This is a genomic window from Sphingobium phenoxybenzoativorans, from assembly GCF_018286635.1.
In the GTDB taxonomy this organism is placed as follows: Bacteria; Pseudomonadota; Alphaproteobacteria; order Sphingomonadales; family Sphingomonadaceae; genus Sphingobium; species Sphingobium phenoxybenzoativorans.
This window is the reverse complement of the sequence record NZ_CP073910.1, coordinates 3,032,749-3,045,530: the sequence shown is the minus strand read 5'-3', so window position 1 is coordinate 3,045,530 and position 12,782 is coordinate 3,032,749. Positions and strand designations below refer to the sequence as shown.

Sequence of the window (12,782 nt, the reverse complement as noted above, 5' to 3'; positions counted from 1 at the left end):
AGATCATCTACATTTCACTGGACGCATCAACGCCGCCAACCCGGAACAACTTGAATCCCGCTGCAGCCGCCTCGGACGCGGGATAGATGTTGCGGAGGTCGACCAGAACGGGTGCGGTCATGAGGCCGGCGATCTTCTTTAGGTCGAGCGCGCGGAAGATGTCCCACTCGGTCACCAGGACCAGAACGTCCGCGCCCTCGGCCGCGGCATAGGGGTCGGACATCATCTTCACGCGCGGCATCAGCGAAGCGGCAGCCTCCATGCCTTCGGGATCATAGGCGCAGATATCCGCCCCTGAATCCTCGAGCGCCTGGACGATGGCAAGCGACGGCGCGTCGCGCATGTCGTCGGTATTCGGCTTGAAGGTCAGGCCAAGGATGGCGACCTTCTTGCCGCGGGCGTCGCCGCCCAGCGCCTTGATGACCTTACGGCCCATGGCGCGCTTGCGGGTGTCGTTCACCTGCGCCACCGCTTCCACGATGCGGATCGGCGAATCGAAATCCTGGCCGGTCTTGATGAGCGCCAGCGTGTCCTTCGGGAAGCAGGAGCCACCATAGCCGGGGCCAGCATGCAGGAATTTGGAGCCGATGCGGTTGTCTAGACCGATTCCGCGCGCGACATCCTTCACTTCCGCGCCCACCGCTTCGCAAAGGTCGGCAATCTCGTTGATGAAGGTGATCTTGGTCGCGAGGAAGGCATTGGCGGCATATTTGATCAGCTCTGCCGTCCGGCGGCCAGTGAAGATCAACGGCGCTTCTCCGAGATAGAGCGGGCGGTAGATCTGACGCATGACGGCCGTGGCGCGGGGATCGTCCGTGCCGACGACGATGCGGTCCGGGCGCTTGAAATCGCCGATCGCCGCGCCCTCGCGCAGAAATTCCGGGTTAGACACGGCCGCGACCTCCAGGTCGGGACGCGCCTCGCGCATGATGCGCTCCACTTCGTCGCCCGTGCCGACCGGGACCGTCGATTTGGTCACGATGACTGCCGGACCGTCCAGAGCCTCCGCGATTTCCTTCGCCGCGGCGTAGACATAGGTCAGGTCCGCATGGCCGTCGCCGCGGCGGGAGGGGGTTCCGACGGCGATGAAGATCGCGTCTGCGCCCTTGACGCCTTCGGCTAGGTCGGTTGTGAAATCCAGCCGCTTGGCTGCGACATTGCTGGCCACGAGCGCGTCGAGGCCCGGTTCATAAATCGGCATTTTCCCGCCGCGAATGGCGGCAATCTTGCTCTCATCCTTATCGACGCAGGTCACGGTGTGACCGAAATCGGCAAAGCATGCACCCGATACAAGCCCGACATAGCCGGTGCCAATCATCGTGATTTTCATGAAGCTCCTTAGCGATTCTGCTGATGACCCGCGGCCGCACCTAGCATAGCCGTTCGCACCTGCGAAAGGCAGAGGAGATCATTTCGTCAGCGTTTAGAGGCTGTATACCATTTTTTGCGAAAGGACGTCCCGATGCGCCGGGCGCGCGAAGCGGGGAATCCGGCATGAAAGTGATCATCGTTTTTGGCACGCGGCCCGAAGCCATCAAGCTGTTTCCCGTGATTCACGCGCTAAAGGCGCGGCCGCAAATCGATACACGGGTCTGCGTCACGGCCCAGCATCGCGGGCTGCTTGATCAGGTGCTGGAGATGAGCGGCATCGTGCCGGACATCGACCTGGATATCATGCAAGAGAATCAGACGCTGGACGGGCTGACCGCGCGCCTGATCGTGGAACTGGGCAAAGTTTTTGACAGCGAACAGCCCGACCGGGTGGTTGTCCATGGCGATACGCTGACGACCATGGTCGCCAGCCTGGCCGCCTATTACCGCAAGATTCCCGTCGCTCATGTCGAGGCCGGACTGCGCAGCGGCGACATCCACCATCCCTGGCCGGAGGAAGTGAACCGGCGCGTGGTCGCCTGTATCGCAGACATGAACTTCGCGCCCACCCAGGGCGCCGCAGACGCCTTGCTGGCGGAGGGGCGCGACCCGGCGGGCATATATGTGACCGGAAATACGGTTATCGACGCCTTGCTCGCCACCAAGCGGCGCATCGATGCTGAACCCTCCCTTGCCGCAGGGCTGGCGCCGCTCGCCACCCGCTTTTCGGGCAAGCGCATCATCGCCGTGACCAGCCACAGGCGGGAAAATTTCGGCGGCGGCATGGAGAATATCGCCAAGGCGGTGAAAGACATCGCAGCGCGCCCGGACGTCGCCATAATCTTCCCCGTGCATCCCAACCCGAATGTGCGGGCGGTGATGGATGTCGAACTTGCCGGCCTCAATAACGTCGCGATGATTGATCCGCTCGACTACCCCCATTTCGTCAAGCTGCTCGACATGTGCGAGATCGTGCTGACCGATAGCGGCGGCGTGCAGGAGGAGGCTCCATCCCTGGGCAAGCCTGTGCTGGTGATGCGCGAGACCACAGAGCGGCCGGAAGGCGTGGCCGCCGGAACCGCCAGGCTGGTGGGGACTGACCGGCGCAAAATCGTGGCTGAGTTGTTCCGGCTGCTCGACGATGCGGATGCCTATGCCGAGATGTCCCGCGCGCATAATCCCTTTGGCGATGGCAAAGGCAGCGACCGGATCGCCGAGATCATGGCCGGGGCGGTTAAAGGCTGAAAAAACTCAGCGTTTGGCGAATGTCGTGCCGCCAGCCAGCACCCGCTCCGCGGCTGGCTCCTTCGCATGGGCGGGGCCGGTCAGGAAACCCGCGCCATACCACAGGCCGATGGCGCCCGCCGCACCAACGATGCCGTCAATCGCATAATGCCAGTTCAGATAGACTGACCCCAGCCAGATCAGCGCTGCAAACGCGCTCATGCACAGGCCGAACACGCGATTGAAGCGATAGCCGACCAGCGCGAACAGCACCGCCATAGCATTGTGGATGGACGGGATGGCGGAGATGCCGCCGCCGATGCTGAGATCGGGGTCGTTGAAGCGGTCGAGGAGCATGTCGCGCACCTCGATCGTGAACAGGAAGTCCGCAGCGCGCGCCGCCCGGTCGGCGACCAGCGCGTCATTAACCGCCTCGAACGGGCCATTGCCGATGGGACCGACCAAAACGCCGTAGAAACATGGTCCCGCTGCGGGCAACAGATAAGCCAGGATCGATCCAAGGCCGATCCAGGTCATGGTGAAGGCTGTCATATACTGCATGCGCGTGCGCGCATCCGTGCAGAGCGCCACAATGCCGACGCCCACCGACATGGGCAGGAACCAGGCGTGGTACACGCCATCAAGGAAATAGGTGAGCAGCGGCGAACCGATGATCTTGTGAAGCCATAATCCCAAATCCACGCCGAATATGCTGCGGTCTATTGCGGCGAGGGCGGGATCAAAATGGAAACCGGCATGGGGCAGAATGCGCTGCTTGAACGCGCTGAAGCTCGACATGACGATCGCAAAAAGAAGGACTGGCCATAGCAATGTGACAAACCGGTCCGACCGCCACCGGTCCTGCAGCGCGGCGAGCATGCCCGGCCCGCGCGCGTTGAGCAGGGCAAAACCGAGCAGCGACAGAGCGCTCAGCGGGATGGTCAAAAGCAGGAATGTGCCGATCAGCCGCAGAAATTCCCATGTGGGCACCGCTGGCTGCGCAACGACAAACAGGGCAAAGGCAAGGGCGATGATCAGATTGAGCCTGACGATGGCGTGTTCGCGCTTCGATACGCGCTCAAACAAGGTCATGGTTTCATTGGTCCACCGCGGCTTCTGGCCGACACCTATGAAAAATATGGCCGCAGCGCAAAGGTGAAATGGTTGCGAATACGCAACGGTTGCGATGCGCGCCGGTCCGCGCAATTCGCTCTTGCCAGCGCCCTCCAATCTTTCCAAAGCGGCGGCGGAACGTCCGCAGCGGAACCGTCCGCGCTACAGAAAGTCCTCCTTTGGAAAATATATTGGCGGGCGTTACGCTGTTCATCACCGAGCATCGCGCATGGGCGGGACCGCTGATAGGCCTGATCATATTCGCGGAGTCGCTGGCCATTATCGGCCTGTTTTTCCCCGCGACGCCCATCATGTTCGCTATCGGCGGCATGTTGGGTGCGGGCACGCTGGAGCCGGTTCCCGTCCTGATCTGTGGGCTGCTGGGCGCGGTGGCGGGCGACGCGCTGTCATATGCGATTGGCAGGCATATCGGCCCGTCCATCTATTACCGCGCGCCCTTCAACCGGCACCGGGGGATGTTCGCCAAGGCGCGGCTGTTTTTCCAGCGTTATGGCTTCGCGGCCATATTCTTCGGCCGGTTCATGGGGCCGTTCCGTACGACTGTCCCGCTGGTTTCGGGCGTGGCTTTCATGGAGGCGCGCACCTTTCAGGCCGCGAATATCCTGTCCGCGCTGCTCTGGGTGCCGGCGAGTTTTGCGCCGGGTTATCTGGCCGTGAGAGGAGTGGGGGCGGCTGCGTTGATGAGCCAATCCGATCTGATTGCGATTGGCGGGGTTATAGCCCTGCTGTCGATCATGATGACGGTTGCCGGGTCCATTTTCATCGCTCGCAGGCGGTCGAACCGGCGGCAGAAATAACTGGCGACAGCGGATATCTCCAGATTGGTTGTTTAAATCGCTCGACTATCGGTACGGGATTATGCAGACGGCGACGTGTTCCGGATACAAGAGGGCTGGAACAGTTCACCGGGAATGAATAGTCATCGCCATCCGATTCTGCAGTTGCCCTCCAAACAGGGAGTGGCAGTTGCACGTTCGGGGCATGAAGTGGGCCTGGGGACCGAGATTTTGTCTGTATTGCGCACGGTTCTGGGGTTGCCATTATGGGCTATTCAGATTGTTTCGGGTACGAAATCTTTTGCGGATAATCCGGTCATTGGGTCCAAGCGTCTAAACCGGCTCGGTTTACATGCAGGGAGAGTGCGCGTCGCGCACCTGCTGGCCCGATGGCGCAGATCGAGGTTGGGCCGTCATGTTCCCGCGGTGTATCGCGCAGAGTTTGCTGCAAATGGCTTCATAAGGATTGATGATTATCTTCCTGCCGATGAGTTCGCGGCTTTGCGGGACGCTGTCCTGTCAACGCGTGCCCCGGCGCGCGAAATGTTGCAGGGCGATACCATAACTAGGCGGATTGCGATCGATCCTGAATATCTGGAGAGTGTGCCGCAGTTGCGGGCGTTGACGTCGGCCAGTCGCTGGCGGAGCCTGGTTCGCTATGTTGCCAGCTCGGCATCCGAACCTTTATATTATATCCAGACGATATTGACGCATCGGGCCAAAGCCGACCCTGACCCCCAAACCACATTCCATGCCGATACCTTTCATCCCACGATGAAGGCCTGGTATTTTCTTGAGGATGTGGCGGAGGATGCGGGGGCTTTCCGCTATGTGCCGGGGTCTCATAAATTGACGGCTGAGCGGCTTGCCTGGGAACAGGCGCGCAGCATCGCTGCTCCGGAGGGCGTTGATCGCCTGTCCGCCAGGGGGTCCATGCGCATACTGGAATCGGAATTGGCCGGGCTTAAATTGCCGGAGCCAAAGACCCTTGGGGTGAAGGCAAACACTCTGGTTATTGCCGATACTTTCGGCTTTCATGCGCGTGGCCATGCATCAAAACCGACACGAAGAGTCGAGATCTGGGCATACAGCCGGCGAAATCCTTTTTACCCCTGGACAGGGTTTGATCCTCTTTCCTTACGGGGCATGGCGGAGAGGCGCATTCCCTGGATATGGGCTGCGAAGGACCGGTTTCCAAAATTGTTCGGTGCCCCCTGGCACGATGCAGGACCGAAAGTGCCGGGAAGTGAATGAAGAATATTTTACTTCGGAGTTAAAGCGTGCGAGCTGTCCGGTAAATAGAAAATATAGTTAACGACATACTCGACAAATTGCGCTTCAAGCTTGTAAAGGTTTTCTAGAGACCGTCGAGTTTCTTCAGGGTTCACAGTAGCAGTGGTTTTTCAATATGCTAATGACTGATATTTCCCAGACAAAAGATCATGGTTTGGCGGTAATTCGTCAAGAGGCTGAAGGGCTGCTTCAGTTGGCGGATCAGCTGGATGATGATTTTAGCCGTGCGGTTTCGAAAATCGTCAGTACGCAGGGACGTGTCATCGTCTCCGGGATGGGTAAGTCTGGGCATATTGGCCGAAAGATCGCGGCGACCCTGTCAGCGACGGGTTCGCCAGCATTCTTTGTGCATCCAGCGGAGGCGTCGCATGGAGATCTAGGCCTTCTGAAGCCGACCGATACCATGTTGATCCTGTCAAACTCTGGCGCCACATCGGAACTTCGGCCGCTTATTGCCTATGTGAAGAACCTCAACGCCCCGATGATCGGAATTGCCTCGGACGCAGATTCCCTTTTGATGCGGGAAGCGGACTTCCGAATTCTTCTGCCGAAGATTCCTGAGGCTTGCCCCGAACTTATAGCGCCAACCACTTCTACCACGATGATGCTGGCGGTTGGTGATGCCTTGGCCATCGCTGCCATGCGCGAACGTGGTATATCCAGGACGGAATTGATGCAGTGGCATCCTGGAGGGTCGATTGGGTGGAGACTGCTACCTGTTGATTCCATGCTTCGCAAAACCGGAACGCTGCCGCTGGTCACGCCCACCACAGGTATGCGTGATGTCGTTCTGGAAATGACCTCGACGGGGAAAGGAGTTGCGGGCGTCGTAGATGGTGAAGGCAATCTGGTCGGGATCATTACGGATGGCGATTTGCGCCGTTCGTTCGACAAGATGCTGATCGCCACCGCTGGCGAGATTATGACCGCTTCTCCCAAAACCGTGGCAAGCGGTACGAGAATAGAGGAAACACTCGCCTTGATGTCCGAGGCGAAAATAACGGTGGTGTTCGTGATGCGGGCGGATGATCCGCGTAAGCCGGCCGGAGTGATCCATATCCACGACATAGCTTCGATTTGATCGCTGGGCTGCTTACCATATGCGCGAGCAAAATTTCGCCGGTGTGGCGATCGTCATTCCGGCGCGGTACAAGTCGTCGCGTTATCCAGGGAAGCCGCTTGCCGAAATCAGGGGCGTAACGGGCGTTGCGAAGCCATTGATCCAGCGCAGCTTTGAGGCTGCGAGTGGTATAGCACCCGGATTGCCGGTCTATGTGGCGACCGATGACGACCGTATCGCAGAGGCGGCAACAGCCTTTGGCGGACGGGTCATAATGACACCTGAATCATGTGCGAACGGCACCGAGCGTGTCGCAGCCGCGATTGCCGATATTCCTGCTGAACATGATGTTGTCATAAATTTTCAGGGAGACGCATTGCTAACGCCGCCTGAACTGGTCAGGGCGTTGATCGAACATATGACAGCAAATCCCGGATGCCAGGTAGCTACAGTGGCAGTTCGCTGTTCTCCCAGTGCTTACCAGCATCTTTTGACCGATCAGGCCGCGGGACGGAGTGGCGGAACCACAGTCGTCGTCAATGCGCAGAGCGAAGCCCTCTATTTTTCGAAGCGGGTCATTCCGCATATCCTGCCTGGGAGCGATGCGGAAAATAAGCCGCCGATCCTGATGCATTTGGGGCTTTACGCATACCGGCGGCCGGCTCTGGAACATTATGTAAATTCGCCCTCGACGTTGCTTGAAGAACTGGAAGGGCTGGAGCAGCTCCGTTTTCTCCATGCGGGCATCCCTGTCGCGGTGGTGCAATGCGATCCGCCAGGCTGGGATGCGATAGAGTTGAACAATCCCAGCGATCTGGAACCGATCGAGACCATTCTAGCAGCCCGGAAAATAATATAAGCCTCCGCTATGCCTGGAGAGGGAAATTCAATAGAACCGCGCCGTAGGCTGTTATCTGGAAGCTGGCGTAATGGCGACTGAAACGCTGAATTTCCAAGCTTTAGGACAGGGTATCGTACCGATTTTACGCGCGCCGCCATTTCCCGGCGCAGCCAATGCGGTGGTGAGCAGGCTATCCCAAGATGCCGGTTCGAAAGAATATGCCGACATCGACGTTCGAGCCTGCATGGACGCCCTGCGCAAAGCGCGGGTGGGGGGCACTTTCTGGGGGACTCACCCTCAACTGGAGATGCCGAATCCTTTCATCGTGCGGCCAGCTACGACCGAGCAGGCCATCGAGATGTTGGGGCGGATAGAGCATGACGGTCATCTGCACAGGCTAGTGTTATGGCTGCCTCCGCATTTGGCTGCGTGGGCAGGCCAAGTAGCCTCACGGGCTGTTGTCCTCACAGAATGCTGTGATCCCTGGCATCTGTTCGCACAGGCCGGGCAAATGTGGTTTGATCCCTCAGATGAAAATCTGTTGCTGGCGCGTATCGCCGGGGTTCGGGCATCCACCTTTTCGGGTGATGGAGAGCCAATCAATCAAGAGAGCTTAGCGGAATTCTTCATAACTGCCGTGCGCCATAGGATCGCGGATATCGATTATATTGATCCGTTTACCGGAGCGCCCAGCGATTTTCTGTCTACAATAGAATTGCTCAAATTCTGGCGGGGTTTGATCGATTCCAATCGGTCGATCGGCGCTGCTGCCGGGTTTGCGCACTGGAAAAAAGCCGTTGTAGAACCTCTGTTATGGGGAGGCTCGGAACCCGTTCGTTTCATGGGGGGCAGCGAGTCGGCGACGAAGTCCATTCCGCGGGGCAAGTCGATCGCCATCTGGAAGTCGAGAGTTTCGAAGCGCTTCCTCGATGAGGTTGAGCAGCAGGGCTGTGATTTACATGAAGTGGAGGACGGGTTCATCCGGTCCGCCGGGTTGGGCGCAGACTGCGTGCCGCCTCTTTCCATTGTGGTGGACAAGGTTGGGGTGCATTTTGATCCGGCACAGCCAAGTGATCTGGAAAATCTGTTGCAGGCCGGAAACTTTCCGCCAGCGATTCTGGACAGGGCGGAGGCTTTGCGCCGGCAGATCGTCGAATCCGGTGTCAGTAAATATAGCGCTGGTGGTCAATCGATGGCTCGGCCGGCGGGCGAACGGCGGCATGTTTTGGTAACGGGGCAAGTCGAGGACGATCGCTCGGTTATATGCGGCGGCGGCGAGGTGGCTGGCAATCTCGACCTGTTGAAGCGTGCCCGCGCACAGGAACCCGATGCCTATATCATTTACAAGCCCCATCCCGATGTAGAGGCAGGGCATCGCAAGGGGCACGTGGCCGATGAACACATATTGTCGTTCGCGGACGATATCGTTCGAGACGCCTCCATCTCGGCGCTGCTGGACATGGTCGATGGCATTCACGTCATTACTTCCCTGGCCGGATTCGAAGCTCTGATCCGGGGCAAGGATGTCGTGACACACGGCATACCCTTCTATGCTGGCTGGGGACTTACAACCGATCTGGGCGTTATTCCCGCACGGAGAACGGCTCACCGCAACGTCATCGAGTTGGTGGCGGCAGTGTTGTTGCTATATCCGCGATATCTGGACCCTATAACTTCATTGCCATGTCCGCCAGAAGTGCTTGTGAAAAGGCTGGCAGCCGGGGTACGCAAGGAAAATTGGGCAATCGTCTCGTTAAGACGTTTGCAAGGAAGCGCGAGGCAGAAACTGTCCAAAATGGGAATAACTATATGAAGCCCGGCCTGCTCCGCCAGCGTAATTTCCTTTTTCTTCAGGGTCCTGCAGGACCTGTTTTCTGGATGTTGGGGCAAGAATTACTTGCGCTAGGCTGTGGTGTGCACCGTATTAATCTGAACGGGGGGGACAAGCATGACTGGCCCGCCGCTGCCGTTGATTATCGCGGATTGCCATCGCGTTGGCCGCTGTTCATCGACCGGTATCTTCGCGATAACAATATCACGGATCTCATGTTGTTTGGCGATTGCCGCCCGATGCATATCGCAGCACGGGGGATGGCAAAATTGCGGGGCGTAAATGTCCACGTGTTAGAGGAAGGTTACATCCGCCCGGATTGGATGACCTTTGAGCCTGATGGTGTGAACGGCCATTCGACCCTATCGCGGGATGCGCGCTGGTTTCTGACGGAAGCAAGGAACCTGCCGCCGCTTCCCGACCTCCCTCCGGTGACAGCCAGTTTCCAGCGACGGGCGAGGGATGGGTTACATTACTACACCAATGTCGCGTTGGGCCGTTTTCGGTTCCTACCCTATAAATCGCATCGGCCGGAATCGCCCATTGTTGAGGGAGTGGGCTGGCTGAAACGGTTTGCGTTACAGCCTCGCCGTGCCCGCCAGACACGGGAAGCGTTGAAAACGATCGAGGGGAAGCCCTATTTCGTGCTGCCTCTGCAATTGAGCGCAGACTACCAGATTCGTATTCATTCTCCGTTCGACACTATGCAGGCCGCAGCGGAATATATGATGGTCAGTTTCGCGCGCCATGCTCCCAAGGATAGCTATCTGGTCGTCAAGGAGCACCCGCTGGATAGCAGCTTCTTCAACTGGCGCCGTTTCGTGCTGGCAAAGGCGCGCGCTTTAGGCATGTCGGATCGCATCCTGCATGTCGATGTGTGCGATCTGGCAGAATTATCCACAAAATCCCGTGGGATGGTATGCGTCAACAGCACGTCCGGCACACTGGCGTTGACGATTGGCATACCTGTGCTGGTTTTGGGGGAGGCTATTTATAATATACCCGGCATTACGCATGAAGGGCATATCGATGGTTTCTGGAACCTTCCCCAGCGGCCCAAACCAGAAGTATATGATGCCTTCAAACGCGTTCTATACGCGCGTTGCCTGATCCGGGGCGGTGTCGCCAGCCAATCTGCTGTGGATTCTCTCGTCAGCAATGTGGTTGATCGGCTTTTCAACGATCCATTGCATTCCCTGCAGAAATTCAAGCTGCAGAACGTGGCCTGATCGGCCAAATCTACGTGTCTATGCTGCTTAGCCAGTCGTCGACTTTGGCGAAATGCTCGTGCCAGTTCGGCATGTTGTAATTTCCCATCCGTCGAACCTGATTGTGCCGTGCGCTGGACGTTTTTGAGCTATAGTCTTCGATGGCCGCCTGCCAGCCTTCTAAGTCCGTCGGATCGAGGTACAGGGGAATCTCGCCTGCCAATTCTCGAAAGACTGGAAGGTCGCTGGCTATGACTGGCGTGCCATGACCCAGCGCTTCTACGAGTGGCATCCCATATCCTTCGACGAAGGATGGAAAAAGGAGAGCGCGCGCGCCTTTCAGATGGTGCGCCAGGTCAGTATCCGTGCATCGGGGGAGTTCTATTACGTGGTTGCGCAGAGAACTGTCCGTATCGAGGAGGGAAAGGACCTCCTCGCTCTCCCAGCCCCGCTGGCCAATGATCAGCAGTTTTGGCGTTGCTGAGCCATATTGAGCGATCAAGCGTTGCCACAATCTTACAAGCAAGAGATGGTTCTTGCGGCCTTCTATCGTGCCGAGGGTGACAAAATAGGGAGCTTCAATGTCTGTTTGGCCCGCGTCAGACAGAGGTAAGGGTGTGGCACCCAGCCATGCCGATACCGTGTGGGGCAGGGCGTATCCACCATTCGTCGCGTAATTTGCTAGGATATCCAGTGTGGCTTGAGAGTTTCCAATGATCCCGAACCCAGAAGCTAGCATCGTGTCCAGCCGCTTCACATGCTTTTCCGTCGATCCTGACCTGCAATATTCCGGATGCGTGATCGGTATGAGATCGTGAATCATGAATACCGGTTTCACGTCCACTTTTTTGAACCATTCGGCAAGGCCTGGCTGATCCAGACCGCTATGTCCGATATTGAGATAGAGGCGGCCCCTGCCGGCATTTCGCTCGATCAATTGAGGAAGCGAACGCAAGGCAAGGATCGCAACTGCTTTTTTGAATTCGGGCGTATCCGACAACAGCAGATCAAACAAAGTTGAGGACATATGCCGTGGCAGTATTCTCCGCATGTTTTTCCACTGGACCACAGCCTGCGATTGATGCCGGTAATGCATGACATAGGCCAAACATACGCGATCAATCCCGGTAGGAAGCCGCCCACTCGAAACACGCCAGATAAGGCGGCTTACATCTATAAGGTATTTTGCTGAGGGCATTTGGAGAGCTTGAACCTGGCGCGGCCTTGTTGAAAATCATCTACGAAATTGGGGTTATATCAATTCCCAAAGGTCTGCCGGCTAGTTTCATCAATCAGAATAAAATCACGAAGCCGGTGAAGAATATCTTCGGGAGAATGATAAGCAAGGCTATCGAGAATGGATAGATCGAGGTCCAGATGGGAACGCGCCTTTTCCCCATCATCACCCTTAGGCATCGTTTTCAAAAAAGATAAACTGAGGCCCTGTTGGACAAAAGAGCCGCTGTCATACAGCGCGGTGCCGCCGATCGGATTGATGTAATGATTCCCGCCAGCTTCCCTGACCAACCGCATGATATAGTCCTGGGCTGATGTTTCCGATCGCGGACTGAATTGCGAGGCGCGCAGCATTTTTGTCTCGAAGCCTATATATTGCATCAGGGCACCAGCCATTCTTTCGAACGCGAGGACAAAAGGCGTCTGTGCGTTGGACGGCGCCGGAAAGGTCTTGTCGATCAAAGCCTGCGATGCTGACCGAAATTCTCCCACCCGCGTGGCATGATCGAGTGTGGTTCGTATCCGGCAGAGTTCGGCATCAAAATTATTGGCAAAACGGATGTCAGTGAATGGCGCGCTGCGCGCATGCTTCTCCACTGGCAGAGCGAAGGAATGCCTATTGCCATTGAGGTTGATGGCATTTCGATTGGCCCAGCCTCTGGCGATGAACTGCGCTGTGTCGAAGATGATGAAAATATCGACGCAGGCAAGCAACTGCACATATGGAAAATAGGGGAACAAGTAGGGTTGCATGACTGCAACGCGCTTGGAAAAATCGCCGAAAACATGGTCGGGCTCAGGCATGCTG

The 12,782-nt window shown here is 57.5% G+C and carries 11 protein-coding genes; 7 read left to right on the top strand and 4 right to left on the bottom strand.

Features of this window, described 5'->3' with window-relative positions; translation table 11 throughout:
* Positions 1 to 7 precede the first annotated feature (7 nt).
* Positions 8 to 1,330, bottom strand: coding sequence for a UDP-glucose dehydrogenase family protein (locus KFK14_RS15105; protein WP_212608220.1), 1,323 nt, complete (start codon positions 1,328 to 1,330; stop codon positions 8 to 10).
* A gap of 164 nt (positions 1,331 to 1,494) precedes the next feature.
* Here KFK14_RS15105 and wecB point away from each other — a divergent pair, with 164 nt between their 5' ends.
* The gene (gene wecB / locus KFK14_RS15100; RefSeq protein WP_212608219.1) at positions 1,495 to 2,616 is read left to right on the top strand and encodes a non-hydrolyzing UDP-N-acetylglucosamine 2-epimerase; all 1,122 of its coding nucleotides are present in this window, start codon (positions 1,495 to 1,497) and stop codon (positions 2,614 to 2,616) included.
* Between the two features lie 6 nt (positions 2,617 to 2,622).
* On the opposite strand, the gene KFK14_RS15095 is transcribed toward wecB, so the two are convergent.
* Entirely contained in the window at positions 2,623 to 3,687 is a 1,065-nt protein-coding gene (locus tag KFK14_RS15095) for a phosphatase PAP2 family protein (RefSeq protein ID WP_212608218.1), read from the bottom strand.
* A 212-nt stretch (positions 3,688 to 3,899) separates the two neighbouring features.
* Between KFK14_RS15095 and KFK14_RS15090 the strand changes: the two genes are divergently transcribed.
* The 6 genes from KFK14_RS15090 to KFK14_RS15065 all read left to right on the top strand — a co-directional run bounded on the left by KFK14_RS15090 (position 3,900) and on the right by KFK14_RS15065 (position 10,759).
* Positions 3,900 to 4,526 (top strand): DedA family protein, encoded by a 627-nt coding sequence (locus KFK14_RS15090; RefSeq protein WP_246524653.1) that lies wholly within the window; start codon positions 3,900 to 3,902, stop codon positions 4,524 to 4,526.
* Between the two features lie 114 nt (positions 4,527 to 4,640).
* Complete coding sequence (locus KFK14_RS15085) at positions 4,641 to 5,759, top strand: phytanoyl-CoA dioxygenase family protein (RefSeq protein ID WP_212608216.1); 1,119 nt, start codon at positions 4,641 to 4,643, stop codon at positions 5,757 to 5,759.
* Positions 5,760 to 5,919: 160 nt separating this feature from the next.
* Positions 5,920 to 6,879, top strand: a complete 960-nt coding sequence (locus KFK14_RS15080) for a KpsF/GutQ family sugar-phosphate isomerase (protein WP_246524652.1) — start codon at positions 5,920 to 5,922, stop codon at positions 6,877 to 6,879.
* 19 nt (positions 6,880 to 6,898) lie between these two features.
* Positions 6,899 to 7,717, top strand: a complete 819-nt coding sequence (locus KFK14_RS15075) for a 3-deoxy-manno-octulosonate cytidylyltransferase family protein (protein ID WP_212608214.1) — start codon at positions 6,899 to 6,901, stop codon at positions 7,715 to 7,717.
* Between the two features lie 70 nt (positions 7,718 to 7,787).
* Complete coding sequence (locus tag KFK14_RS15070; protein ID WP_212608213.1) at positions 7,788 to 9,512, top strand: capsular polysaccharide export protein, LipB/KpsS family; 1,725 nt, start codon at positions 7,788 to 7,790, stop codon at positions 9,510 to 9,512.
* Entirely contained in the window at positions 9,509 to 10,759 is a 1,251-nt protein-coding gene (locus tag KFK14_RS15065) for a capsule biosynthesis protein (RefSeq protein ID WP_212608212.1), read from the top strand. The genes KFK14_RS15070 and KFK14_RS15065 overlap by 4 nt, the downstream gene beginning before the upstream one ends.
* 10 nt (positions 10,760 to 10,769) lie before the next feature.
* Here KFK14_RS15065 and KFK14_RS15060 read toward each other — a convergent pair whose 3' ends face one another.
* Both KFK14_RS15060 and KFK14_RS15055 read right to left on the bottom strand, forming a co-directional pair.
* Positions 10,770 to 11,846, bottom strand: a complete 1,077-nt coding sequence (locus KFK14_RS15060; RefSeq protein ID WP_246524651.1) for a glycosyltransferase family 4 protein — start codon at positions 11,844 to 11,846, stop codon at positions 10,770 to 10,772.
* A gap of 149 nt (positions 11,847 to 11,995) precedes the next feature.
* Complete coding sequence (locus tag KFK14_RS15055; protein WP_212608210.1) at positions 11,996 to 12,778, bottom strand: WbqC family protein; 783 nt, start codon at positions 12,776 to 12,778, stop codon at positions 11,996 to 11,998.
* Positions 12,779 to 12,782 lie beyond the last annotated feature (4 nt).

Bases quoted from the DNA above. Each gene is read 5' to 3' on its own strand.
- KFK14_RS15080 (WP_246524652.1), top strand. From the start codon at position 5,920: ATGACTGATATTTCCCAGACAAAAGATCATGGTTTGGCGGTAATTCGT.
- KFK14_RS15055 (WP_212608210.1), bottom strand. From the start codon at position 12,778: ATGCCTGAGCCCGACCATGTTTTCGGCGATTTTTCCAAGCGCGTTGCA.
- KFK14_RS15105 (WP_212608220.1), bottom strand. From the start codon at position 1,330: ATGAAAATCACGATGATTGGCACCGGCTATGTCGGGCTTGTATCGGGT.
- KFK14_RS15095 (WP_212608218.1), bottom strand. From the start codon at position 3,687: ATGACCTTGTTTGAGCGCGTATCGAAGCGCGAACACGCCATCGTCAGG.
- KFK14_RS15075 (WP_212608214.1), top strand. From the start codon at position 6,899: ATGCGCGAGCAAAATTTCGCCGGTGTGGCGATCGTCATTCCGGCGCGG.
- KFK14_RS15065 (WP_212608212.1), top strand. From the start codon at position 9,509: ATGAAGCCCGGCCTGCTCCGCCAGCGTAATTTCCTTTTTCTTCAGGGT.
- KFK14_RS15085 (WP_212608216.1), top strand. From the start codon at position 4,641: ATGAATAGTCATCGCCATCCGATTCTGCAGTTGCCCTCCAAACAGGGA.
- KFK14_RS15070 (WP_212608213.1), top strand. From the start codon at position 7,788: ATGGCGACTGAAACGCTGAATTTCCAAGCTTTAGGACAGGGTATCGTA.
- wecB (WP_212608219.1), top strand. From the start codon at position 1,495: ATGAAAGTGATCATCGTTTTTGGCACGCGGCCCGAAGCCATCAAGCTG.